The following is a 24,263-nucleotide window of genomic DNA, read 5'->3' as shown; positions in this document are numbered from 1 at the left end:
GCATACAGTTATGCCGGAACGTGACGCTCGGCCGAACGCCAGTGGTGCTTTGCTCACCGGGCGGAACGTCGATGCCGTCATAAAAGGCGAAGCGCTCGGCCGAATCGGCAATCTCGAAGTGCGGCTCGCCCGCAACGAGGCCGAGATCGCCGCCGCGCAGGAAGTGCGCTACCGGGTGTTCTATGACGAGCTTGGTGCCAGGAAGAACCTGTTCCAGGTGCAGGACCGCCGCGACGCCGACCATTTCGATCCGCTTTGTGATCATTTGCTCGTCTTCGACACCTCGCTGTCCGGTCCCGAGCATCGCCGCATTGTCGGTACCTACCGCCTGCTGCGGCAGGAAATCGCGGCAGCGGCCGGCGGCTTCTATTCCGAGGGCGAATTCGAACTGACCAATCTTATCGCCCGCCATCCCGGCCAGCGTTTCCTCGAGCTCGGCCGCTCCTGCGTCTTGCCGGAATACCGCTCGAAGCGCACCATTGAGGCGCTCTGGCAAGGTATTTGGGCCTATATCAACCATTACGGGATCGGCGTGATGACCGGTTGCGCTTCGTTCCACGGCACCGTGCCGGCGGCGCACGCCGAAGCGCTGACCTATCTCGCCCATCACTGCCGGACGAATTCGGCCTGGGACGTGCGTGCGGTCGCCGGGCGCTACTGTTCCATGGATTTGATGCCGATCGAGGCGGTCAATGCCAAGGCCGCGATCGCGGCGATGCCGCCGCTGGTCAAGGGCTATCTGCGCGTCGGCGCGCGCATCGGCGACGGCTGCGTCATTGACCGCGAATTCTCGACGGTCGACGTGTTCGTGGTGATGCCGGTCCAGGAGATCGGTGCCCGCTACGTCAATTATTATGGCGGGGAAGCCCAGCGTTTCGCCGCCTGAGTAGGGCAGTAGGGGAATAAGGCAGTAGGGGAGTAGGGGGAGCAGGCCAACGGCCGGAGTAGGCAATTGCTCTACTTTATCGTAGGTGGCGTTATTCCCTACTCCCGTACTGCCCTATTCCCCCTACTCCCCTAACTTACGCATCCTTCTCTTCCCTACTCCCCTAACTTACGCATCCTTCTCTTCCCTACTCCCGTACTGCCCTATTCCCCCTACTCCCCTAACTTACGCATCCTTCTCAGCTTGCTCATTCACCGGCCCTGGCTCGACCGGCGCTTCACCAGCCACATGCTTGGGACCGCCTTTGGCAACGCCGACCATGGCCGGCCGCAACACCCGCTCGCCGATCGAATAGCCTGGCTGCACGACCTGGACCACGGTGTTGGCCGGCACCTCCGGATTGGGCACCTCGAACATCGCCTGGTGGAAATTCGGGTCGAATTTCTCGCCTTCCGGCTCGAGCTTCTTCACCCCGTGCCGCTCCAGCGCCGATAGCATGGCGCGCTCGGTGATCTCGACGCCCTCGATCAGCGCCTTGAAGCCGGCATCGCCCGACGCCTTGGTTTCAGCCGGGATCGCATCCAGCGCGCGGCGCAGATTGTCCGATACCGACAGCATGTCACGGGCGAAATTGGCAACCGCATAGGCACGCGCGTCGTGCACGTCACGGGCGGTACGGCGGCGCAGATTCTCCATCTCGGCCGCGACACGGAGTGCGCGGTCCTTCAGCTCGTCGTTTTCCTTCAACAGCCGCACAAGCGCCTCATAGTCGCCGTCGACGCTGCCTTCCGAGCGCTCGGCGGCGGCCTCAGCCGCTTCGATATCCTCGGGCGCGCGTTCGTCTTTTGCCTGGTCGCTCATCGCCGTTTCCCGTCTTTTCGAATGATGTGGATTTTGTGCCCGATATCGAGGTTTGGCGGCCAAAAATCAAGGGGCAAGCGATACTGGAGCGGCCGCTCGCGCTTCGACGACGCACCATGAAGACCTTTCGATATTAATTCAAATTTTACTGTAAGCGCCGGCTTTGCTTGCCAAGATGCTGCGATGGGGGAACCATTCGTCTGCTGGAAGAGTTTCGAAGCCGACACAGGATTTTGAGATGATGACCCGCAACGATGGCGACTGTAACAAGAATGGCGCCCGCAACAATGACGAAAGACGTGAAAGGCTCGCGGCCGGCATCAGGCGCCAGTTCGGCACCGAGGCAACGATGCACTTTCTGCGCGCGTTGCCGGCGTTCCGGACGGAGAACGACATTCCCGATCGTTTCAAGGAATTGCTTGACCGCCTGGACGGCATCGAAAGCAGCGTAGCCGCCGGTGGCAGACGGCGATAGACCAACACATTCGCCTGTCGTTGCGTGCCGCCGGAGTCCAAGCATGCCCTTCGACATTGCAGCACCTAGAGCATCGCGCGACAATTACGCGCAGTAACTTCGCGTGATCCCTGCCTTGCGGCGACGGAATGGTCCGTCTATGCTTCCTGATGAACATGATTTCCCCCGAAGCTGTAGCGAACAGCAAACGCGCCTGGTTGAAAATCCTGGCGCGTTACAAGAAACCTGACAGGCGGCGCAGCGCCGTCGAACTTGCCATCACCCTCATCCCCTTTGCCACGCTGTGGGCACTGTCCTCGGCTGCCTATGCCCATGGTCATTGGTGGGGTCTGATCCTGATCCTTCCGGCCGCCGGCTTTCTGGTGCGGATCTTCATGATCCAGCACGATTGCGGCCACGGTTCTTTCTTCGCCAACCGCACCGCCGACGACTGGATCGGCCGCGGGCTGGGCATCCTGACCTTGACCCCTTACGATTGCTGGCGGCGTGCCCACGCTACCCATCACGCAAGCGCCGGCAACCTCGATGAACGCGGCACGGGCGACATCACGACGCTGACTGTCGCCGAATATCGGCAAATGTCCTGGCGGGGCCGCCTTGCCTATCGTCTCTATCGCCATCCGCTCGTCATGTTCGGCCTCGGCCCCATTTGGCTTTTCATCTTTGAGCAGAGACTGCCGGTCGGCATGATGCGAGGCGGCCTCACGCCCTGGGTGTCGTCAATGGCCACCAATGTGGCCATTGCGGTCGCCGCCGCTGCCCTCGTCTGGTTCGTCGGCCTCGAAGCGTTCCTGGTTGTCCATTTGCCCATCGTCGTTCTGGCCGGTTCCGCCGGCATCTGGCTGTTCTATGTCCAGCACCAGTTCGAAGAGACCGAGTGGGCAAAGGACTCCGAATGGGAGTTCCAGCATGCGGCCCTGCACGGCTCGTCCTATTATGACCTGCCGCCGGTACTGAACTGGTTCACCGGCAATATCGGCGTCCATCACGTGCACCACCTCTCCGCCAAGGTGCCGTGCTATCGTCTGCAGGAAGTCCTGAGGGACTATCCGGAACTGCGCGAAATCGGCCGCGTCACGCTTCTCGACAGCCTGCGCTGCGTCAAGCTGGCTCTGTGGGATGAGAGCCGCAGCAAGCTGGTGTCGTTTCGCGAAGCGCGGATGACTGCGTAAACGCACCGCCGCACCACAGGTGCGGCGGTTTTCCAAGATCTGGCTCAAGCCGCCTTGCGTTCGTCGCGCATCAGGATCTCGCCGTGGCGGATCTCGGTGCCGAGCACCTTCAGGCATTCGCGCATGAAGGCGGCGAGGCCCGGCCAACCCTTGGCCGATACCAGATTGCCGTCGACATGGGCGCCGGTCGGCGCGACATCGATGTAGGTGCCGCCGGCGAGCGTGACTTCCGGCTCGCAATACTGCAGCGCCGCGACTTCCCTGCCGCGCAGCACGCCGTCGACTGCCATCAGGATCTGCGCGCCATGGCAGATGGTGAAGATCGGCTTGCCGGTCTCATGGAAATGCCGCACCAGCGCCTGCACGCGCTTGTCGATACGGATATATTCCGGGCCGCGCCCGCCTGCCGCATAGACGGCGTCGTATTCGGCCGGATTCACCTCGGCAAAGCTCTTGTTGAGGATGTAGTCGTGGCCGAGCTTTTCCGTATAGGTCTGGTGACCCTCGAAGTCGTGAAGCGACGTCTTCAGGATATCGCCCGCCTTCTTGTCGGGACACACGACATGGACCGTGTGGCCGACCGCATGCATGGCCTGTTCAAAGACGAAAATCTCGTATTCCTCGCTGAACTCGCCAACGAGCATCAATATCTTCTTACCAGCCATTCCCGGTTCCTCCCTTGGTGGCGATATTTATTTCGGATCGCGAAATAATAGGCCCTATCTTAAGGTGCGGACGCCGAAAACAAAAGATTAAATGTGCAAAGTGGTCCGACCAGATGCGACCTGCTCCGTGGGGAAGATCAGCCGGCGCGCACCCGCCGCCAGGAATATTTGGGGCCTTTGGCCTCCGGCTTCACGGCCGGCTGGTAGGAGAGCGGCAGACCGCCGGTGCGGCCTTCCTCGAGCCGTTTCAGCAACACTGGATTTGATACTTCGAACTCGTCGAAGCCGAGGCGCAGCATATGCGGAAGCTGGTCGACCAGAACCTGTCCCGTGGCGCGGACCGCGCCCTCGAAACGGTAGCGGCTGCGCAGCAGTTCGCCCTTGGAGAAGGACCGGCCGTCACTGAAAGCCGGGAAGGCCAGCGCCACCAGCGATATCTGGTCGAGCAGGTCCGCGATCTTTTCGAGCTGATCGCCGGGCTGAAGCAGCACGCCGAGGCGCTCCTTCGCCGACCGGCGCACCGCCGGATCGAGGTCGAGAAATGCCTGCAGCGGCAGGATGAAGCGGCCATTGCCGGAGAGTGCGTCGGCACTCTCGGCATGGCTCCACTCGTCCTCGCTAAAACCAGTCGGGGTCCAGAGGCGGGTAACAGTCTCTGGCGTCAGTTCGGTCATCGAAAATTCCTAAAGCTCAAAAAAGATCCTAAAGCGATGCGTCGGTCAGCGACTTCTCCAGCCCCGACAAATGGATGCCGCACTCGGTCTTGGCGTGCCCTGCCCAGCGGCCGCTGCGCGCGTCATCGCCCGGCTGCACCGGCTGCGTGCACGGGAAGCAGCCTATCGACAGATAGCCATAGGCGACCAGCGGATTCTCACGCAGCGCATGCGCGCGCATATAGTTGGCCTGGTCGGCGGTCGTCCAATGCGCCAGCGGATTGATGCGGATGCGCGAGCCGACCGCCTCGAACACCGGAAGGGACGCCCGCGTCGTCGCCTGAAAACGCTTGCGGCCGGTGAACCAGGCGCGGAACGGCTCGACGCCGCGCGCCAATGGCTCAACCTTGCGAACACCGCAGCAGGCGTCGGTGTCGGTCTCGTTCAGATTGCCGGTCGGATCGATCCGTTCGAGTGCCGCTTCTTCGGGCGTGATCACCCGGATGTCGGTCAGCCCGAAATCGGCAACGAGCGCGTCGCGATAGCCGAGCGTCTCCTCGAAATGCTTGCCGGTGTCGAGGAAGATCACCGGCAGCGTCCGGTCGATCTTGGCGATCATGTGCAGCAGCACTGCCGAATCCGCGCCGAACGACGAAACCGCGGCGATTTCACCGTGAAAGAATTCCTGGGCCGACCGCTCGATGATCTCCAGCGGCTTCAGATGACCATAGAGCGCATCGAGCCCCGCCGCTTCGGCGGCGATACCGGCCTCGACGTCGACGATACGATCAAGCGGCCTTGGCTTCGCCAGCATAGAGCGCCTCCTTGAACGGCGCGGGACCGACACGGCGGTAGGCGTCGATGAATTTTTCGTTTCTGTCCAGTCGAAGCCCGAGATAGGTCTCGACGATCTGTTCGATGGCGTCGGTGATCTCTGCCGAGCTGAAGCCGCGGCCGATGATCTCACCGACCGAGGTGTTCTCGTCGGCCGAGCCGCCGAGCGTGACCTGATAGAGTTCGGCGCCCTTCTTTTCGACGCCGAGGATGCCGATATGGCCGACATGGTGATGGCCGCAGGCGTTGATGCAGCCGGAAATCTTCAGCTTCAATTCGCCGATCTCGCGCTGCCGCTCGAGCGAAGCGAAACGAAGCGAGATTTCCTGCGCCACCGGAATGGAACGCGCCGTGGCCAGCGCGCAATAATCGAGGCCAGGGCACGAGATGATGTCTGATATCAGGTTGGAGTTGGCCGTCGCCAGTCCGATGTCGACCAGTGCGTCATAGACCGCCTTGAGGTCGGCGCGCGCGACATGCGGCAGGATCAGGTTCTGCTCATGGCTGACGCGCAACTCGTCGAAGGCATATTTTTCGGCAAGGTCGGCGACCGCTTCCATCTGGCTGTCGGAGGCGTCGCCCGGCGCTTCGCCGATGCCCTTGAGCGAAATCGTCACGGCGGCATAATCGGGATGACGGTGGGTCACCACGTTCTGGTCGAGCCATTCCGAAAAGCTCTTCGAATCGAGGCGGGCAAGCTTGACCGCCTCGTCGCCTTCCGGCCGGTCGGTCAAAGCCGGCGGCGCGAAATAAGCATCGATGGCGCGGATATCGGCTTCCGGCAGCTTTAGATCCGCATCCTTCAGCTCCTGCCATTCGGCCTCGACCTGGCGGGTGATCTCCTCTACGCCGGTCTCGTGGACGAGGATCTTGATGCGCGCCTTGTATTTGTTGTCGCGGCGGCCGTAGAGGTTGTAAACGCGCAGGATCGCCGTGCAGTAGGACAGAAGGTCGGCCTCGGGCAGGAAGTCGCGGATCTTCTTGGCGATCATCGGCGTACGGCCCTGACCGCCGCCGACATAGACGGCGAAACCGAGTTCGCCGGCCGCGTTCTTCTTCAAATGCAGGCCGATGTCATGCGTCTGGATGGCGGCGCGGTCGCGCTCGGCGCCGGTCACCGCGATCTTGAATTTTCTCGGCAGGAACGAGAACTCCGGATGCACGGACGACCATTGGCGCAGGATTTCCGCATAGGGACGCGGATCGGCCACCTCGTCGGCGGCGGCACCGGCAAAGTGGTCGGCGGTGACGTTGCGGATGCAGTTGCCGCTGGTCTGGATGGCGTGCATCTCGACGCTCGCCAGATCGGCCAGGATCGCCGGAATGTCCGACAGCGCCGGCCAGTTGAACTGGATGTTCTGGCGGGTCGTGAAGTGGCCGTAGCCCTTGTCGTATTTGCGGGCGATGTGGCCGAGCATGCGCAGCTGCTTGCTGTTCAGCGTGCCGTAAGGCACCGCGATGCGCAGCATGTAGGCGTGCAACTGCAGGTAGACGCCGTTCATCAGCCGCAGCGGCCGGAACTGATCCTCGGTGATCTCGCCGGCAAGCCGCCGCGTGACCTGATCGCTGAACTCGGCAACGCGGGCCTGGACGAAATCGTAATCGAACTCATCGTAACGGTACATGTCTGGTCTTTCCGGGCGCGTCCGCCCGTTTCATCAAATTTGTCGTTTACGCCGCCCGGGCGGCTACCGGGCGGGCCTGCTTGCCCAGGTCGTTGCGGTTGGTCGGGCCGGCGGCGCGGATCTTTTCACGCAGCCGCACCGGCTCGACCACACCATTGGCGACGGCCACGTCGATCAGATTGACGTCGACCACTTCGTTGTTGGCGTAGGCCATGGCGCCGATTGCCTCTAGCCGGTCTTCAGCCACCTTGTCATGGGCGACGTCGGCATGGTCGATGGTCTCGGCCCAGCCGCCATTGGCGTACCAGACGGCTTCGCCGTTGGTCAGGCGGTTTGCGGTCAGAACTTTCATCGTTCAGCTCCTTCGGCGGCTGTTTGGGCCGCGCCTTCATGCCTGTGTGCCGCGAGCGGCTCGGAACGTTCAAAGTTGGCGCCGGCAACCGCATCGCCGATGATCGTCATGACCGGGCCGGTAAGGTCGGCGCGGACCTCCAGCGACGGCAGGTCGGCGAGCGTGCCGTGGAACCGGCGGCGGTTGGCAAGGCTGGCATTCTCGACCACGGCGACCGCCGTATCCGGTGATAGGCCGGCCTCGATCAGCCGGCCGGCAACTTCGGCCGCGACCGAGCGGCCCATATAGACGGCGACCGTGGCGCCGGAAATGGCGAGCTTGGCCCAGTCGGGCAGCGAATTTCCCTTGAGGTCGTGGCCGGTGGTGAACACCATCGACGACGACACGCCGCGCAGCGTCAGCGGCAGCTCGAAATCGGCGGCGGCGGCGAAGGCCGCGGTGACGCCCGGAACCACCTCATAGGCGACGCCGGCATCGCGCAGCGCTGCCATTTCCTCGCCCGCCCGCCCGAACACCAGCGGATCACCGGATTTCAGCCGCACGACGCGCTTGCCGTCATGGCCGAGCTCAATCAGCAGCGCGTTGATCTCGGCCTGGCTCTTGGTGTGGCAGCCCTTGCGTTTGCCCACCGGCAGACGCTCGGCGTCGCGACGGCCCATGGCGACGATCGCCTCCGGCACCAGCGCATCATGGACGATGACATCGGCTTCCATCAGCAGGCGGTGGGCGCGCAGCGTCAGCAGGTCTTCGGCGCCGGGACCCGCGCCAACCAGGGCAATGTGACCCGGTGCCGGCGCGTTCGAAAGCAACAGGTCGACGGCGGCGTCATGCGCCTGCGAAAGCTGGCCGGCGTCCATGGCACGGGCCGGTGCGCCGCCGAAAAAGTCGCTCCAGAAGCGCCGGCGGGCATTGCCTTTCGGCAGCAATCTCTCAGCGGTGCCGCGCAACGAGGCAGCAAGCGAAGCAAGCGGCCCGAGCGACGGCGACAGCATGCGGTCGATGCGGCTGCGCAGCATCTGGGCAAGCACCGGGCCCGCCCCTTCCGTGCCGATGGCGATGGCGACCGGCGCGCGGTTGACCAGCGCCGGAGTGAAGAAATCGCACAGCTCCGGCCGGTCGACGGCATTGACCGGAATGCCCAGCCGGCGCGCATCCTCGGCAACACGGCGGTCGAGCGCCTCATTGCCGCTGGCGGCAAACACCATCACCGCGCCTTCGAGATGCGCGGCATCATAGGGGGCAGCGATGTGGATGGCGCCGTTCGCGGCGATGAAGGCCAGCAACTCGGCCTCGGCGGCATCGGCTATGATGCGCAGCACGGCGCTCGACTGGCCGATCAGTCGCGCCTTGGCCAGAGCCTCCTCGCCGCCGCCGACGATGGCCACGGCTTCGCCCTCGACCCGCATGAAGACGGGAAAGGCGTTGAGCTTGGTTATGGCCTGCGGCATGGCGAGTGGAATCCTGAATACGCTGTCAGTTCTACGCGCGGGAGCGGAAAAGCAGAAGGAAAGCACTCGCGCATCGCTTCGTGCGAAGCAATCGCTTTTCCGCAAGCACCAAAGGCAGGAGAAAAAAATTCCACACCCACGAGTGGAGCGGATCCAAGCCGCTGTTGCGCGCCTTGATCTGCCGCCGTTCTAGCGGCAAGCGAGGTGTATCACAAAACACTTTCTTCTAAATTCTACCAATCTAGTAGATTAAAGTCACCAAGCGCCGAACACGCTTATCAACCGCCTGCCAGCACGATCAACTCGCCCACCATCGACGGCTGATGAGTCCCACACCGAAATTCAAACACACCCGTCTTATCGGCGGTGAAGGTTACGGTGGTGAGCTGGCCGCGCTTGACAGTGAAGCTGACATCGTAGCCGTCGATCACCCCCGGATGCTCCGCGCCATTGACACCCAGGATTTCGAGCGTGACTTCGTCGCCCTGGTTCACGATGATCTGATTGGGCTCCCAGCGGTAGGCCGATACCTCCCACCGACCCTCGGCGTTGGGCGCTTCGAGCTCGTAGCCCTTACCTTCTGGTAGGCCCGCGGTCGGGAACGGCTCCTTGTCGACGGTCGTCCCGCCCTTGGCCTCGACCGCGACCATGGTGATGGTGCGTTTCGCCGCCTGCGCGAGATCGGCCGACGCCGCCGCGCTCAGCGCCACACCTAACGAAAGCAGCGTCGCGGTTGTGCTAGACTTAAACATTTGGACCTCCCTTGATGTTGTTATCCACTGTGAAACGCGCGCTGCCACCGCCACCGGCCGAAAAGGCGGGAGCGATCACAAGGCGCGCATCGACAAGCAAGGACACCAGGCTGACGATCAATCGTGCTTGCATGGGGATCACCTCAAACGGGTGTATCGCCATATCAACGATTCCAAACGCCGGATTCTTCCAGCCTTAAGACGCAGCCCGTCAAGCAGGCTGCCCCTGTGGCGAGTGAGTGCTCCACTGCCACCGTCTCGGGCACGAAGACTGCTACATGATAGCCCGCTTCGATGTCGTGGCCGAACACCGTCATCCTTGGCTGGTTGGTTGGCTCGCTCGCTGTTCTTGTCGTCACCGGAACATTCCTGCCTCGGCGCGCGTTTGCCCCTGCGAATCCGAGCCTGGCTGCTCAGCTGCCGCAATGGCTCCAGAGACGGGCCTGAAAAACCATGAAAAACAGGAAAAAGGAGCGCTCCGTGAACAACCTCAAACTGAAACGCGGACTGTGGATCGTGGTGGCCGACGGCGAGAAGGCGCTGTTCCTCGAGAACCGTGGCGACACCCAATATCCCGACCTTCAGGTCGTGCAGGAGATGGAACAGGCAAATCCGGCGACGCGAGAGCAAGGTTCGGACCGCCCCGGCCGCTACAGCGACGGCCCTTCCGTCCACAGAAGCGCAGTCGAGGACACCGACTGGCACCGTCTCGGTAAGGAGCGTTTTGCCGACGAAATTGCCGAGCGGCTGTACAAGCTCGCGCATCGCGGCGCCTTCAAGGAGATGGTGCTGATCGCACCGCCGCAGGTGCTGGGCGACATGCGTCGAAAACTCCACAAGGAAGTCGCCGAGAAAATCACAGTGGAAATTCCGAAGACGTTGACCAACCACACCATCGTCGACATCGAAAACCTGCTGCAGGCGGCCTGATCGCGGGCATCAGGCGCACCAGCCGTTTCTCTTTTGCAGCAACCATTGCCAGCCCCGAGGCGGCTCGCCTTCTGTCATCCCTGTCGTCGGATCGTGCTGCGCGCCCGCGCCGCCAACCCGAAGATCAACGTCATTGCCCGCGCCCATTCCGATGCCGAGGTCGAGCATCTCAAGGGGCTCGGAGCCGACACCGTCATCATGGGTGAACGCGAGATCGCGCGGGGGATTGTGGAAGAGGTGATGGAAGGCAAGGCAGAGGGGGCAGAGGGGGCAGAGGGGGCCGAAGAGCCGAAAGCACCGATTACTTAGCCCTCGGTCGCCGGCGTTCGCTCACACGTGCTGGCCGCCATTGATGTGGATTTCCGAGCCCGTCACATAGGAGGCCTGCTGCGAGCACAGGAAGAAGATGATGTCGGCGACTTCGGCCGTGGTTCCCAGCCGCCGCAGCGGAATCGTCTCGACGATCTTTTCCGTGCCGGGCGACAGGATCGCCGTGTCGATCTCGCCGGGTGCGATGGCGTTGACGCGGATGCCGTGCGGGCCGAAATCATGCGCCATTTCGCGCGTCAGCGAGCCGAGCGCGGCTTTCGACGTCGCATAGGCGGTGCCGGCGAAGGGGTGCACCCGGGTGCCGGCGATCGAGGTGACGTTGACGATCGAGCCTTTGGCCGACGCCAACTCCCTAAACAATCCCCGCGCCAGCATGATCGGTGCGAAGAAATTGACCTGGAACACGTCGCGCCAGACATGCATCGGCGTGTCGATCGAATTCATGCGGCTGTTGCCGTCCTTGAGCTTCGGCGAGATGCCGGCATTGTTGACCAGCGCATGAAGCTGGCCGCCATGCGCTTCCAGCCGATGGCGGATTTCCGAGATCGCGATGCCGACATCCTCCTGGTCGGCCAGATCGACCTTGATGTGGTCTTCCGGACCGGCCGGCCACGGGCAGTCCTCGGCAAAGGCCTGGCGCGAGCAGGTGATAACGCGCCAGCCTTCGCGCGAAAAGCGCTTGACCGTGGCATGGCCGATGCCGCGGCTGGCGCCGGTCAGCACGATGGTCTTCCTGGTGTCGGTCTCGGCCATTCGCGATCTCTCTAATGCATGTCGCGCAAAAGTGTGCAGCGGTTTTGCGATAACGACATGCGTAAATCAACAACCTAAAGCGCGTCGCACGAGGCCGGTCAAACGCGACGCGATTTTAGGGCGACGTGCGTCCCTTTGGACGCACAAAGTACGCTTTAGCACTTTTAACCCGGAGATGTAGCGGAACACGGCAGCGATGACGAGGGGGGTCAGCCGCCGGTGAGGATGTCGAGGATCGAGGTCTGCCGCTTCTTGACCGGGCCGCCGACATCGCCGGGCGGCACCGGGCGCTTGACCGATGCGGTGGTGCCGCCACCGCCCGGCATGCCGAAGCCGCCAGCATCGACCGTTTCGGCTGGACGCACGGCGCGAGGCGATGACGCTTTTTGGGCGGACGGCGCGGATTGGCTGACCGAAGCGGACGGCACCGGCGCCGGTTGCGGCGTGTTGGACGGTATTTCGTCCTGCACGATCGTATCCGCAGGCGTCGACCTCCATGTTCCAGGCAGCGGCCGCACCGGCACGCCTTCATGCGCGGCGACCATGAATTCATGCCAGGCCTGCGCCGGCAGCGCGCCGCCGGTGACCTTCTTCATCGGACTGCCATCGTCATTGCCGAACCAGACGCCGGTGGTGAGATTGGCGGTATAGCCGATGAACCAGGCGTCGCGCGAATTCTGGCTGGTGCCGGTCTTGCCGGCGGCCGGCCAGGCAAAGGCCGCCTTCCTGGCAGTGCCGATTTCGACAGTGCCGGTCATCATCGAGTTCATCATACCGACGATCTCGGGCTTGACGACGCGCGGGGCGCCGCCGCCATTGTTGTCGTAGAGCACCTTGCCGCCGGCTGTCGTCACGCGGCGGATAAAATGGACGTCCGGCCGGTGGCCGCCATTGGCGAAGGGGACATAGGCCGACGTCAATTCAAGCGGCGTCACTTCAGAGGTGCCGAGCGCGATCGAGGTGTTGGCCGTGAGGTCGGACTGGATGCCCATGCGATGCGCCGCCTCGACGACGGCGTCAGGTCCGACTTCCATCGTCAGCTGGGCGGCCACCGAGTTCAGCGATTTAGCTAGCGCCGTCGCCAGCGTCACCTTGCCGAAATACTTGCCGCCGTAATTGGTTGGCGTCCATTTGCCTATTCTGATCGGCGCGTCATTGCGCACGCTGTCGGGCGTACGGCCGGCCTCCAGCGCCGCCATGTAAACGAACGGTTTAAACGCCGAGCCCGGCTGGCGGCGCGCCTCCGAGGCGCGGTCGAACTGGCTGGTCGAATAATCATAGCCGCCGACCATGGCACGTACCGCGCCGGAATTGTCTATCGACACCAGCACGCCCTGGCTGGCATTGAGCTTTTTGCCGCTCCCGTCGATCAGTCGGCGGATCGATTGTTCGGCGAGCTTCTGCAGCGTGAGGTCGACGGTGGTGTCGACGATGATGTCGCCGCGCACGTCGCCGATCAGGTCGGGCAGTTCTTCCACGATGGTGTCGGCGACATAGTTTTCCGAGCCCGTCCAGTAGGATGCCACCCGCGACGCCGGCGCGGTCATCGCCGTGGTCAGTTCCTTGGCGCTGATCTTGCCTTCGTCGCGCATGGCGGCGAGAACGAGCTGCGCGCGCTGCTCGGCCGCCTTCGGGTCACGCGCCGGAGACAGTCGCGACGGCGCCTTCAGCAGGCCAGCGAGGAGTGCGGCTTCGGGCAATGTGACATCACGCGCGCCCTTGCCGAAATAGCGGCGGGAGGCCGCTTCGACACCATAGGCGCCGGAGCCGAAATAGACCCGGTTGAGATACATTTCGAGGATCTGGTCCTTGGTGTGCTTGTGCTCGAGCCACAGCGCCAAAAGCACTTCCTGCACCTTGCGTTCCAGCGTGCGATCGGGTGTCAGGAACAGGTTTTTCGCCAATTGCTGGGTCAGCGTCGAGCCGCCCTGCGAAAAACGCCCGCCGAGAACGTTGGCCACCATGGCTCTGGACAGACCGATCGGGTCGATGCCCAAATGCGAATAGAAGCGGCGATCTTCGATGGCGATGACGGCCTCGGGAATATAGGCCGACATTTCATGCAGGCCGACGGCTTCGCCGCCGCTCATGCCGCGATTGGCAAGCAGCTTTCCGTCGACGGAGACGATCCTGATATTGGGTGCGCGGTCGGGAATGGCCCAGGTGGTGGCCGCCGGCATTTTCGCACCGTAATAGACAACGATGCCGGCGGTGGCGATGCCGCCCCAGATGGCCAGAACGAAGCACCAGTAGGCCAACCGGCCGAGCACGCCGAACAGGCCGCGCCGGCTTTTGCCGCGTCCTCGACGCGACGATTTTGTCTTGGCCGATTGGCGCTTTGCAGAGGTCTTGCGGTTGCTCGGCACGACGCGATCCTCCTCGCTCACCGAAAAACCGGCCGAGGATTTCGCCCGTGGCGGTCCCTCGAAGCTCGGTTCGATGCGGCTGTCTCTGCGGTTCGCCATGCGCTGTGCTGTCTGTCCCGATGCCTATCGCATCGGCCCGAAACTCGCAATTTTCGGGCCGATGCGAAGCTTCAAAGTCGTAGAGCGCACTCTGTGCGTCCGAACGGACGCACGTCGCTCCATGGCGTTCGGGGTGAAGAGTAGATGCGGCGATTTAAGGGCGGGTTAAATGGTTCAAAGTTAATTCAATGCGTTACGGCACGTCACCGCTCCGTTCCTTGCTCCTGGCGGTCGGCAACAATGGCGTCTATCGCGAGACGGCGGAGCGGTCTCGCATTTCGGCATCAACTGCCCAGCCGCAGTCGTTCGGCGCGGACCGCCCATGGCAAGGTAGCCGCAATCTATGCTCGTCATTAGAGCGCGATCGGTAAAGTGCGTTCGATCGCGCTCTAAACCATTGAATCTACGCATGACCTTGTCACCAAAGTTACGCGCCCTGGGGATCATGCGTTAGCCAATCGCAGCACGAACGGAAAGCGCTGCCCAGGATGATTGCATCGTCTCGCCCACATGGCAGTAGCAGACAATTTCGTGGAGCTCATTGTCGGTCAATTCGAAGAAACGCTTTGCTTCGCCATAAGTATCGTCTTTCAGCCCCTCATCGCGCAGGATCGAATCCTCGAAGGCAACCGATATTGGCGAGCCTTCGCCACGCATAATTTCGCGCTCGGGTGACGAACGATATTCGGTCCCGATAAGTGCGGTGAGGAGTCGGTTGGGCTGCCGTTCAAGAAGTTTTGACCAACGTTCGAGACGCTGGGTTCGGTCCATTGCAGGAGGTGTTGGGTCTCTGTGTACCTTTGCCACCGTATGCAGTTGGTCCAGTGTTTGGTGCCTCATGGCAACCTCCTAATAGTAGGTGGGTTGGCCCCAAACTCCCTGTACCAAGATCATACCGCGAATGTATCGATACGTCACTCTCATTCCATATCCAGCTTGGCTTCTCTCCGGGTGCATCGAAGGATGGAGCGGCCCCTGCCTTATCGTCGATTTTCGGCCTGATGGGATAGATCGTCGGCACCTTTGCCGCGCCAACCCGGCGCGCTCAGTTCTGCTGGATCGAAATGCCTTTTTCGTCGATCTTGAGTTCCACGCCCTTCGGCCTGGTTTGCTCGCGATAGACATAGACGCCGAGCGCGATGACCACCACGACGAGCGCGCCGATGATGAGATAGAGCATGTTCTGTTTCATGGCGCGCCCTTGATGTGCTTCGAGGATCAGGCCTGCTTCACCAGCTTGATCAGCACGAGCAGGATGACCGCGCCGATCGTGGCGTGGACGATGGAGGCAAATATGCCACCGCCTATGGCGAACCCCAGCGTTGGGAAGAGCCAGCCGGCGATGAAGGCACCGACAATGCCGACGGCGATATTGCCGACAAGGCCGAGGCCGAACCCCTTGACCATCAGGCCGGCGAGCCAACCGGCAATGGCGCCGATGATGATGAAGACAAGCAGGCTCTCAGTACCCATTGCATATCCCTCCTGAGCGAACGGCCGTGGAGCAGAAAGCTCCGAATCGACCTCCGATTGCAACAGGTCCAAACTATTGGAAAGGAGCCGGCGCCGCCAGCGGCGTCATTCGTCGTCGTCATCCCCGGATGCAGGCCGCCAGCTGATCGGTTCGATCTTCCTTTGCGTATGACCGTCGGTATAGGCCCACCAGCCGGTGTCGTTCTCGTCCCAGTCGCCGCCGGCCGCTTTCAGCCTCTCTAGCGACCGGTACTGCGCGATGGATTCGTTTATCACGCCGTCGCTGTCCTTCCAGTAGACGGTGACCTTGGAGCCATCCTTGGGCGCTGTGTCGATTGGTTTTCTGGCAGCCATTTCATCCACTCCATGACCGACAGAACATCGCGGTGAACACCTGGTTCCACCTTAGCTGTGGGCGAAGATGTCTGCCTCATCCCAGCCCATCAGGTCGAGTTTCGCACGCGTCGGCAGGAAGCGGAAGCAGGCCTCGGCCTCCTTGCTCCGGTTGTCGCGCGCCAGCCGCGCTGTCAGAACATCGCGCAGCTGGTGCAGATAGAGCACGTCTGAGGCGGCGTATTCGAGTTGTTCGGGCGACAGCGTTTCCGCCGCCCAGTCCGACGATTGCTGCGCCTTCGAAAGGCTGACGCCGAGAAGCTCAAAGCAGATGTCCTTCAGCCCGTGCCGGTCGGTGTAGGTTCGGGTAAGCCGCGAGGCGATCTTGGTGCAGAACACCGGCTCCGGCATGACGCCGAAGGCGTTGTAGAGCACGGCGAGATCGAAACGGCCGAAATGGAACAGCTTGGTTATGCTGCGGTTCTTGAGCAGGCTGACGAGGTTTGGCGCCTTCTTCTGGCCGGGCGCGATCTGGATGACGTCGGCGGAACCGTCGCCCGGCGAGATCTGCACCACGCAAAGCCGGTCGCGATGCGGATTGAGTCCCAGCGTCTCCGTGTCGATGGCGACCGCCCCGACGTCGTAGTGCAAGAGCCCCGGTAGGTCGTTCTTATGGAAGCGGATATCGCTCATCGTCTTCTCCGGTCGCGACTGGACGCACGTCGCTCTAATGCATGTCGCGCAAAAGTGTGCAGCGGTTTTGCGATAACGACATGCATAAAACAACAACCCTAAAGCGCGTCGCATCAGGCAGGTCAAACGCGACGCGCTTTAGCCCGTCCTTGCCGCGATCCGATGAAAAATCAACAGAAAGTTGAAATCTTGCCCTGTCAGCGTGTCAGCGCATCGAGAATGCGCGCCCAGGAGCGTTGTCCCTTGTGGAAGGAACTCATCTCGTATTTCTCGTTCGGCGAATGGATGCGGTCATCGTCGAGCCCGAAACCGACCAGCAACGATTCGATGCCGAGATAGGTCTGGAAATCGCCGACCACCGGAATCGAGCCGCCGCTTCCCGTCATCACCGCCGGTTTCGGCCATTCGTCGGACAGCGCGTCCTTGGCCTTGGCGAGAAACGGCGAGTCGTAGGAAAGCTGGATCGCCGGCGAGCCGCCATGCGGGTGGAAATCGACTGAGCAGTCGGCAGGGATGCGCTCCCTGACGAAGGCCTGGAAAGCGGCTCGGATCTTCTGGGGATTCTGCTTGTGGACGAGGCGGAAGGACACTTTTGCCGAGGCTTCCGCCGCGATCACCGTCTTGAACCCCTTGCCGGTATAGCCGCCGGTAATGCCGTTGAACTCGGCCGTCGGCCGCGCCCAGGTGAGTTCGAGCACTGAGCGGCCCTTTTCGCCGGATGGGATCGACAGGCCGACAGGTCCGAGGAACGTCTCGGCGGTTTCGCCGAGCGCCTCCCATGACTTCAGGATCTGCGAAGGCGTCTCCTCGACGCCGTCATAGAAACCGGGAATGGTGACGCGACCGTTCTGGTCGTGGATGTCGGCCAGTATCCCGGCCAGGATGCGGATTGGATTGGCGGCAGCACCGCCATAGAGACCGGAATGCAAGTCGCGGTCGGCGGCCTTCACCGTGATCTCCTCGCCGACCAGCCCGCGCAGCGCGACGCAGATGGACGGCGTATCGCGGTCCCACATGCCGGTGTCGCAGACAAGCGCAAAGTCGGCCTTGAGTTCGGCCGCATTTGCCTCGAGGAACGGCTTCAGCGATGGCGAGCCGGACTCCTCCTCGCCTTCGAACAGGATCGTGATGCGGCACGGCAGCCCGCCATGCACTTGCTTCCAGGCGCGGCAAGCCTCGACGAAGGTCATCAGTTGCCCCTTGTCGTCGGCCGAACCACGTCCCGTGATCACCTGATGGCTGGGCTCGATCTCCTTCACCGAAGGCGCGAACGGATCGCTTTCCCACAGCTCGATCGGGTCGACCGGCTGCACGTCGTAATGGCCATAGAACAGGACATGCGGTGCGCCCGCCGGCCCGTCATGGTGCGCCACCACCATCGGATGGCCTGGCGTGTCGCGCACGCTGGCGTCGAAGCCGATCAGTTTGAGCTCCGCCACCAGCCATTCCGCCGCCTTGCGGCAGTCTGCGGCATAGGTCGGGTCGGTCGAGATCGACTTGATCCTGAGCAGGCCGAACAGGCGCTCCAGGCTCTCGTCGAGGTTGTTGTCGAGGCGGTCGAGGACGGGAGAAATTCTGGACATTTTTATCAGGCCTTTCGATTCTGAGCGGCAACCCTAAAGCTGCGAGGCAGAAACGAAAAGCCGACGGTCGTTGGACCACGGGCTCCAAAGAGCAAAAAAATGCCGCCGTGGTGGAGGGGAAACCACGGCGGCCTTTACTCGAAACGATGCGGCAGCCCGGAGAGGGGGGATAGGCTGCCGCAAGTGTCCGGGATAGGCGGGGGACGGGCCTTGCTCCGGACCTCGGCGAAAAATGCCGATGGCGTTTATCTGTGTCTCCGAACGTGGCGATTCAAGGGCACGAAGATTACACTTTCGTAACATACCCGTGATCGGCTCGACTTGTCAGGGATGTTGCCGGAACCGGTGATTGAGACCGCCTTTGGCATGGACCACGACGCCCCGCCGCGCTATCCCTTCGTCCCATGAAAAAAGGCGATCATCTCTTCCTTGTCGACGGCTCCGGCTACATCTTCCGTGCCTATCACGCGCTACCGCCGCTAACCCGCAAATCCGACGGGCTGCCGACCAGTGCCGTGCTCGGCTTCTGCAACATGGTGTGGAAGCTGACGCAGGACGCCCGCAATACCGATGTCGGCATCGTGCCGACGCATTTCGCCGTCATCTTCGACTATTCGTCGAAAACCTTCCGCAACGATCTCTACCCCGAATACAAGGCCAACCGCTCGGCGCCGCCGGAAGATCTGATCCCGCAGTTCGGCCTGATCCGCCAGGCGACCAGGGCCTTCAACCTGCCCTGCCTCGAGACAGAAGGCTACGAGGCCGACGACCTGATCGCCACCTATTGCCGGCTTGCCTGCGAAGCCGGCGGCGACACCACCATCATTTCCTCCGACAAGGATCTGATGCAACTGGTCGGCCCTTCGGTCGCCATGTACGACCCGATGAAGGACCGCCAGATCGGCGTTCCCGAGGTGATCGAGAAATGGGGCGTGCCGCCGGAAAAAATGATCGACCTGCAGGCGCTGACCGGCGATTCGGTCGACAATGTGCCGGGCGTGCCCGGCATCGGGCCGAAGACCGCGGCGCAATTGCTGGAACAGTTCGGCGATCTCGATACGCTGCTCGCCCGCGCCGGCGAGATCAAGCAGGACAAACGGCGCGAATCGATCATTGCCAACGCCGACAAGGCGCGCATTTCGCGTGAACTGGTGACGCTGAAGAACGACGTGCCGGGGATCAGCGGACTCGACGATTTCGTATTGCATCCGCCCGACGGACCAAAGCTGATCGGCTTCCTCAAGACGATGGAATTCTCCTCGCTGACCCGCCGCGTGGCGGAAGCGACCGGAACGGAAGCGGCTGATGTCAAGGCCGTTCCCGTCATTATCGAGCGCGCCGACACCGCGCATGGTCCCGATGTCGGGTTTGGGGTGCCGGCAGCCGCCGAAAGAGCGGCAGGCACAGTGACAGACGAAGCCGGGGAAGCGGTGCCGGCCACCGTCAAGGTGGAACCCAAGGAAGGCGACACCCCTTCGCTGCTCTCGGCGCTTCGCTTCGAGGACGCCACCGCCAGCAAGATCGACACCAGCGCCTACGTCTGCATCCGCGACACAGCAGTGCTGAAGGCATGGGTGGCCGAGGCGATGGAGACCGGCATCGTCGCCTTCGACACCGAGACCACGTCAGCCGATCCGATGCGGGCCGAGCTGATCGGCCTGTCCATAGCCACCGCGCCCGGTCGCGCCGCCTATGTGCCGCTCGCTCATAAAAGCGGCAACGGCGACCTGCTCGGCGGCGGAATGGTCGAAAACCAGATCCCGATCCGTGAGGCGCTTGGCATCCTGAAGCCGTTGCTGGAGGACAAGTCGGTTCTCAAAATCGTGCAGGAGCTGAAATACGACCTCGTCGTCATGAGCCGCCACGGCATCGATGTCGCCCCCTTCGACGACACCATGCTGATTTCCTACGTGCTCGATGCAGGCACGTCCGGCGGCCACAGCATGGCGGCTCTGTCGGAAAAGTGGCTCGGCCACTCGACCATCACTCTCAAGGAGCTGGCCGGCTCTGGAAGAAGCTTCGTCGGCTTCGACCAGGTCGATATCGACAAGGCAACGGCTTATGCCGCGGAGCATGCCGATGTGACGCTCCGGCTCTGGCGGGTGCTGAAGCCACGGCTTGCCGCCAAGGGCCTGGTCTCGGTCTACGAGCGGCTGGAACGGCCGCTGGTGCCGGTTCTGGCAAGGATGGAGCAGCGCGGCATCTCCGTCGACCGGCAGATCCTGTCACGGCTCTCCGGCGAACTGGCACAGGGCGCCACGCGGCTGGAGGATGAAATCTATCAGCTTGTTGGCGAGCGCATCAATATCGGCTCGCCAAAACAGCTCGGCGACATCTTGTTCGGCAGGATGGGCCTGCCGGGGGGCTCCAAGACCAAGACCGGCCAATGGTCGACCTCGGCTCAGCTCCTCGAGGACCTCGCCGCCGAGGGCCACGAGCTGCCGCGCAAGATCGTCGACTGGCGCCAGCTGACCAAATTGAAATCGACTTATACCGATGCGCTGCCCGGTTTCGTCCATCCCGATACGAAGCGCGTCCACACCTCATACGCGCTTGCCGCGACGACTACGGGCCGGCTGTCGTCCTCCGATCCCAATTTGCAGAACATTCCGGTACGCACCGTCGAGGGGCGAAAGATCAGGACGGCTTTCATCGCCGACAAGGGCAACAAGCTGGTTTCCGCCGACTACAGCCAGATCGAGTTGCGCGTGCTCGCCCATGTCGCCGAGATCCCGCAGCTCAAGCAGGCGTTTGCCGACGGCGCCGACATCCACGCCATTACCGCGTCGGAGATGTTCAACGTGCCGGTCGAGGGCATGCCCGCGGAGATACGCCGCCGCGCCAAGGCGATCAATTTTGGCATCATTTACGGCATTTCCGCCTTTGGCCTGGCCAACCAGCTGTCGATCCCGCGCGAGGAGGCCGGCGCCTATATCAAGAAATATTTCGAGCGCTTCCCGGGCATCCGCGACTATATCGACGCGACCAAAGCCTATGCCCGCGAATACGGCTATGTCGAAACGATCTTCGGCCGCCGCATCCATTATCCGGAGATACGGTCGTCGAATCCTTCAGTCCGTGCCTTCAACGAGCGCGCCTCGATCAATGCCCGGCTGCAGGGCACCGCAGCCGACATAATCCGCCGCGCCATGATACGCATGGACGATGCGCTGGAAAAGGCGAAGCTCTCCGCCCGCATGCTGCTGCAAGTGCATGACGAACTGGTCTTCGAGACGGCCGAAGCGGAGGTCGAGGCGACGATCCCCGTCGTGCGCCATGTGATGGAGAACGCCGCGATGCCAGCGGTGTCGATGTCGGTGCCACTGCATGTCGACGCCCGCGCCGCCGACAATTGGGAAGAGGCGCATTAGTTCGGGGCCGCTATCGACTTCCCGTTTAGGAAGGCAGTATCTGGTGACTCCCTTCCCTCAGTGTGCCATTTTTCGGTTCAAGGTTCACGACAAGCAGCCGTGTGCTATATTGCCCCCATGATCACCAAGACACTTGAGAATCTGGTAAAGCACGCGGCAGCTTGGCCTCGCGAAGACCAGGAGGAGCTAGCCGACTATGCCCGCGTCATCGAGGCGCGCCGAACGGGTCTGTATGCCACGTCGGAAACAGAGCGCCGCGCCGTGACAGCAGGACTCGCAGAGGCCGATCACGGCACTTTCGTAGATGAGGATACGGTTCGAGCCGCCGACATTCGCCGCAGGCGATGAAGGTCCGATTCACGCGGCAAGCCTTTGCCGAACGCGAGGCGATTTTCAATTACCTCGAAGAGCGGTCACCTCAGGGCGCCTATTCAGTCATTTCCCGGATCCAGGCTGGGATTTCGCGACTTGCCGAATTTCCGGAAAGTGGCCACGCGACCGACATCCCTGACGTTCGCGTTCTCTTCATAGGTCACTATCCCTACAAGGTTTTCTACCGCGCCCGTGCCGATGCAATCGAGATCCTGCACATCCGGCATACCTCAAGAAGGCCCGTTTCCTAGGTGCCGTCATTGGCACCCCGAGGCTTCGAGGACCGATCCGCTACCTTGCCCTGTCTTAGAGCTTTGCCCTCAGGCTTTCCTGATCTAAGCCGCCTCGACGCCCGCGCACGCCGACAATTGGGAAGAGGCTCATTGATGCGCCCAAGCCAGGTGTGTTGAGATTCAGGTCAGGCCGAGTCGAAAATGGTGGGTTCCGAGAACCGGAGCGGAACGTACTTTTGGGTACGTAAGCACCGGAAGCGCAGGAAGCCACCATTTGCAGGCCGGCATCACCTGAATATCAATACACCTTAAGCCGCCTCGGCCAGGCATTTGGCACAGGTGCCGCGAAACTCGATCACCGCCTTCTTGGCGGCAAAGCCGGTCGAGCGCACCCATTCGTCGAGCCGGTGTCCGACATCATGGTCGGAAAATTCGGTCACCTGTCCGCATGTGTCGCAGATGGCAAAGGCGGTCATCGAATGACTGTGGTCGTGCGGCTCGGCGCAGGCGACAAAGGAATTGAGGCTTTCGAGCCTGTGCACGAAGCCGGACTTCACCAGCGTGTCGAGCGCGCGATAGACCTGCAGCGGTGCTCGAAAACCCCGATCGCGAAGCTGGTCGAGCAATGTATAGGCGCTGAGCGGCCCGCTGGCGGCCTCGAGTTTCTCAAGCACGCACAGCTGGTTTTTCGTCAGCACATCCCTTGCCGCCATGATCCTGTTTCCAACCCGTATTGCGCCGGTTGCACTGCAAGCGGCTCCAGTTCTCTCCAGATAGCTACGAACCGGCCTTTTTGCTACTGTTTCTGTGTCGGTATGGCCGAGAAGCCGGCCAACTCCGGGCAGGCCCAAATTTCGAAGTAGACATTGGCGGCCGAGTAAAAAACGGCGGGAGCAGTTCCGCCGTACCTGTTCGGCTACGCGCTGCCAATCACTTGCGAGGCGGACCCTCGCGCTCGGCGGAGGCGGCCCACAGATTGATGTCGGCTTCGCGCGCGTAGGTGTCGATCTCGGCGAGCTCGGCATCGCTGAAGTCGAGCGCCTTCAGCGCGCCGACGCAATCCTCGACCTGTTCCGGCCGGCTGGCGCCGATCAGCGCCGAGGTCACCCGGCCCTTGCGCAGCACCCAGGCCAGCGCCATCTGCGCCAGCGTCTGCCCGCGTCGGCCGGCAATCGCGTTCAGCGCCTTGATGTTGACGATGGTCTTGTCGTTGATGAAGGCCGGCCTCAGCGACTTGCCCTGGCTGGCGCGGCTGCCCTCAGGGATGCCGCCGAGATATTTGTCGGTCAGCATGCCTTGCGCCAGCGGCGTGAACACGATCGAGCCGACGCCGAGCCCCTCCAGCGTGTCGAGCAGACCATCGTCCTCGACCCAGCGGTTGAGCATCGAATAGCTCGGCTGATGGATGATGCATGGCGTGCCGAGCTGCTTCAATATGTCGGCGGCCTCGCGCGTGCGCTGCGAATTGTAGGAGGAGATGCCGGCGTAAAGCGCCTTGCCCGAGCGCACTGCGTGATCGAGCGCACCCATCGTTTCTTCCAGCGGCGTTTCTGGATCGAAACGGTGCGAATAGAAGATGTCGACATAGTCGAGCCCCATCCGCTTCAGGCTCTGGTCGAGGCTGGCCAGCACATATTTACGCCCGCCCCACTCGCCATAGGGGCCGGCCCACATTTCATAGCCGGCCTTGGTCGAGATGATCAGCTCGTCGCGATAGGAGGAGAAATCCGTCCGCAGGATTTCGCCAAAAGCCGTCTCCGCCGAACCGGGCGGCGGGCCGTAATTGTTGGCGAGGTCGAAATGCGTGATGCCGAGATCGAAGGCCTTGCGCGCGATCGCCTGCTTGGTTCGGTGCGGTGTGTCGTCACCGAAATTGTGCCAGAGCCCGAGCGAGATCGCCGGCAATTTCAGGCCGGATCGCCCGCAGCGATTGTAAACCATTTTCTCGTAGCGGTTTTCAGCGGACACATAGGGCATGGGAGATCCTCAAAGCAAAAGCGAGCC

General features: G+C 62.3%; 26 protein-coding genes and 1 pseudogene. 8 read left to right on the top strand and 19 right to left on the bottom strand.

Annotated features, from left to right (window positions below):
• Positions 1-10 precede the first annotated feature (10 nt).
• On the top strand, positions 11-886 hold the full coding sequence (olsB, locus tag AC0L14_RS18600; RefSeq protein WP_165848842.1) for a l-ornithine N(alpha)-acyltransferase: 876 nt from the start codon (positions 11-13) through the stop codon (positions 884-886).
• A gap of 225 nt (positions 887-1,111) precedes the next feature.
• Here olsB and grpE read toward each other — a convergent pair whose 3' ends face one another.
• On the bottom strand, positions 1,112-1,747 hold the full coding sequence (gene grpE, locus AC0L14_RS18595; RefSeq protein ID WP_473750306.1) for a nucleotide exchange factor GrpE: 636 nt from the start codon (positions 1,745-1,747) through the stop codon (positions 1,112-1,114).
• A 238-nt stretch (positions 1,748-1,985) separates the two neighbouring features.
• Here grpE and AC0L14_RS18590 point away from each other — a divergent pair, with 238 nt between their 5' ends.
• A complete protein-coding gene (locus tag AC0L14_RS18590; RefSeq protein WP_244603111.1) occupies positions 1,986-2,222 on the top strand; it encodes a hypothetical protein in 237 nt (78 codons plus the stop codon).
• A gap of 149 nt (positions 2,223-2,371) precedes the next feature.
• Positions 2,372-3,394: a fatty acid desaturase gene (locus tag AC0L14_RS18585; RefSeq protein ID WP_123151723.1), complete on the top strand. Its 1,023-nt coding sequence runs from the start codon at positions 2,372-2,374 to the stop codon at positions 3,392-3,394.
• Positions 3,395-3,438: 44 nt separating this feature from the next.
• Here AC0L14_RS18585 and AC0L14_RS18580 read toward each other — a convergent pair whose 3' ends face one another.
• From AC0L14_RS18580 to AC0L14_RS18545, 8 genes are all read right to left on the bottom strand, one after another.
• On the bottom strand, positions 3,439-4,059 hold the full coding sequence (locus AC0L14_RS18580; protein ID WP_123151722.1) for a DJ-1/PfpI family protein: 621 nt from the start codon (positions 4,057-4,059) through the stop codon (positions 3,439-3,441).
• A 137-nt stretch (positions 4,060-4,196) separates the two neighbouring features.
• The gene (locus AC0L14_RS18575) at positions 4,197-4,733 is read right to left on the bottom strand and encodes a DUF934 domain-containing protein (RefSeq protein ID WP_473487879.1); all 537 of its coding nucleotides are present in this window, start codon (positions 4,731-4,733) and stop codon (positions 4,197-4,199) included.
• 28 nt (positions 4,734-4,761) lie between these two features.
• On the bottom strand, positions 4,762-5,526 hold the full coding sequence (locus AC0L14_RS18570; RefSeq protein WP_095496871.1) for a phosphoadenylyl-sulfate reductase: 765 nt from the start codon (positions 5,524-5,526) through the stop codon (positions 4,762-4,764).
• Positions 5,501-7,171 (bottom strand): nitrite/sulfite reductase, encoded by a 1,671-nt coding sequence (locus AC0L14_RS18565; RefSeq protein WP_473750304.1) that lies wholly within the window; start codon positions 7,169-7,171, stop codon positions 5,501-5,503. Before AC0L14_RS18565 ends, AC0L14_RS18570 begins: the two co-directional genes overlap by 26 nt.
• A gap of 46 nt (positions 7,172-7,217) precedes the next feature.
• Positions 7,218-7,523, bottom strand: a complete 306-nt coding sequence (locus AC0L14_RS18560; protein WP_473527327.1) for a DUF2849 domain-containing protein — start codon at positions 7,521-7,523, stop codon at positions 7,218-7,220.
• On the bottom strand, positions 7,520-8,971 hold the full coding sequence (gene cysG / locus AC0L14_RS18555; RefSeq protein ID WP_473750303.1) for a siroheme synthase CysG: 1,452 nt from the start codon (positions 8,969-8,971) through the stop codon (positions 7,520-7,522). The genes AC0L14_RS18560 and cysG overlap by 4 nt, the downstream gene beginning before the upstream one ends.
• 278 nt (positions 8,972-9,249) lie before the next feature.
• Positions 9,250-9,723, bottom strand: a complete 474-nt coding sequence (locus AC0L14_RS18550; protein ID WP_123151718.1) for a cupredoxin domain-containing protein — start codon at positions 9,721-9,723, stop codon at positions 9,250-9,252.
• Positions 9,716-9,886 (bottom strand): hypothetical protein, encoded by a 171-nt coding sequence (locus tag AC0L14_RS18545; RefSeq protein ID WP_156768434.1) that lies wholly within the window; start codon positions 9,884-9,886, stop codon positions 9,716-9,718. The genes AC0L14_RS18550 and AC0L14_RS18545 overlap by 8 nt, the downstream gene beginning before the upstream one ends.
• A gap of 317 nt (positions 9,887-10,203) precedes the next feature.
• Here AC0L14_RS18545 and AC0L14_RS18540 point away from each other — a divergent pair, with 317 nt between their 5' ends.
• Together AC0L14_RS18540 and AC0L14_RS18535 are read left to right on the top strand one after the other, a co-directional pair.
• The gene (locus AC0L14_RS18540) at positions 10,204-10,653 is read left to right on the top strand and encodes a baeRF12 domain-containing protein (protein ID WP_095488474.1); all 450 of its coding nucleotides are present in this window, start codon (positions 10,204-10,206) and stop codon (positions 10,651-10,653) included.
• A gap of 87 nt (positions 10,654-10,740) precedes the next feature.
• Positions 10,741-10,962: pseudogene (locus AC0L14_RS18535) on the top strand (NAD-binding protein); the annotation flags it as partial.
• Between the two features lie 21 nt (positions 10,963-10,983).
• On the opposite strand, the gene AC0L14_RS18530 reads toward AC0L14_RS18535, so the two are convergent.
• The 8 genes from AC0L14_RS18530 to AC0L14_RS18495 all read right to left on the bottom strand — a co-directional run bounded on the left by AC0L14_RS18530 (position 10,984) and on the right by AC0L14_RS18495 (position 18,283).
• Complete coding sequence (locus AC0L14_RS18530; protein ID WP_027153080.1) at positions 10,984-11,736, bottom strand: SDR family NAD(P)-dependent oxidoreductase; 753 nt, start codon at positions 11,734-11,736, stop codon at positions 10,984-10,986.
• 209 nt (positions 11,737-11,945) lie between these two features.
• Positions 11,946-14,201, bottom strand: coding sequence for a transglycosylase domain-containing protein (locus AC0L14_RS18525; protein WP_473750302.1), 2,256 nt, complete (start codon positions 14,199-14,201; stop codon positions 11,946-11,948).
• Positions 14,202-14,651: 450 nt separating this feature from the next.
• Positions 14,652-15,041, bottom strand: coding sequence for a hypothetical protein (locus tag AC0L14_RS18520; RefSeq protein WP_095496886.1), 390 nt, complete (start codon positions 15,039-15,041; stop codon positions 14,652-14,654).
• A gap of 205 nt (positions 15,042-15,246) precedes the next feature.
• Positions 15,247-15,393 (bottom strand): hypothetical protein, encoded by a 147-nt coding sequence (locus tag AC0L14_RS18515; RefSeq protein WP_473487872.1) that lies wholly within the window; start codon positions 15,391-15,393, stop codon positions 15,247-15,249.
• Between the two features lie 26 nt (positions 15,394-15,419).
• The gene (locus AC0L14_RS18510) at positions 15,420-15,674 is read right to left on the bottom strand and encodes a GlsB/YeaQ/YmgE family stress response membrane protein (protein WP_123151714.1); all 255 of its coding nucleotides are present in this window, start codon (positions 15,672-15,674) and stop codon (positions 15,420-15,422) included.
• 105 nt (positions 15,675-15,779) lie between these two features.
• Positions 15,780-16,028, bottom strand: a complete 249-nt coding sequence (locus AC0L14_RS18505) for a hypothetical protein (RefSeq protein WP_473527330.1) — start codon at positions 16,026-16,028, stop codon at positions 15,780-15,782.
• 51 nt (positions 16,029-16,079) lie between these two features.
• The gene (locus tag AC0L14_RS18500; RefSeq protein WP_095496889.1) at positions 16,080-16,700 is read right to left on the bottom strand and encodes a ribonuclease D; all 621 of its coding nucleotides are present in this window, start codon (positions 16,698-16,700) and stop codon (positions 16,080-16,082) included.
• A gap of 197 nt (positions 16,701-16,897) precedes the next feature.
• Entirely contained in the window at positions 16,898-18,283 is a 1,386-nt protein-coding gene (locus AC0L14_RS18495; protein ID WP_473527331.1) for a M20/M25/M40 family metallo-hydrolase, read from the bottom strand.
• 404 nt (positions 18,284-18,687) lie between these two features.
• Between AC0L14_RS18495 and polA the strand changes: the two genes are divergently transcribed.
• The 3 genes from polA to AC0L14_RS18480 all read left to right on the top strand — a co-directional run bounded on the left by polA (position 18,688) and on the right by AC0L14_RS18480 (position 22,277).
• Complete coding sequence (polA, locus tag AC0L14_RS18490) at positions 18,688-21,654, top strand: DNA polymerase I (protein WP_473750301.1); 2,967 nt, start codon at positions 18,688-18,690, stop codon at positions 21,652-21,654.
• Between the two features lie 99 nt (positions 21,655-21,753).
• The gene (locus AC0L14_RS18485; RefSeq protein WP_473750300.1) at positions 21,754-22,002 is read left to right on the top strand and encodes a hypothetical protein; all 249 of its coding nucleotides are present in this window, start codon (positions 21,754-21,756) and stop codon (positions 22,000-22,002) included.
• A complete protein-coding gene (locus AC0L14_RS18480) occupies positions 21,999-22,277 on the top strand; it encodes a type II toxin-antitoxin system RelE/ParE family toxin (RefSeq protein WP_292483446.1) in 279 nt (92 codons plus the stop codon). The genes AC0L14_RS18485 and AC0L14_RS18480 overlap by 4 nt, the downstream gene beginning before the upstream one ends.
• Before the next feature lie 290 nt (positions 22,278-22,567).
• On the opposite strand, the gene AC0L14_RS18475 is transcribed toward AC0L14_RS18480, so the two are convergent.
• Together AC0L14_RS18475 and mgrA are read right to left on the bottom strand one after the other, a co-directional pair.
• Positions 22,568-22,972, bottom strand: coding sequence for a Fur family transcriptional regulator (locus tag AC0L14_RS18475; protein ID WP_023797411.1), 405 nt, complete (start codon positions 22,970-22,972; stop codon positions 22,568-22,570).
• 217 nt (positions 22,973-23,189) lie between these two features.
• Positions 23,190-24,236: an L-glyceraldehyde 3-phosphate reductase gene (gene mgrA / locus AC0L14_RS18470; RefSeq protein ID WP_473750298.1), complete on the bottom strand. Its 1,047-nt coding sequence runs from the start codon at positions 24,234-24,236 to the stop codon at positions 23,190-23,192.
• Between the last annotated feature and the right edge of the window lie 27 nt (positions 24,237-24,263).

It is taken from the genome of Mesorhizobium sp. WSM4841 (assembly GCF_055811515.1).
This window is presented reverse-complemented; position numbering and strand designations above follow the sequence as displayed.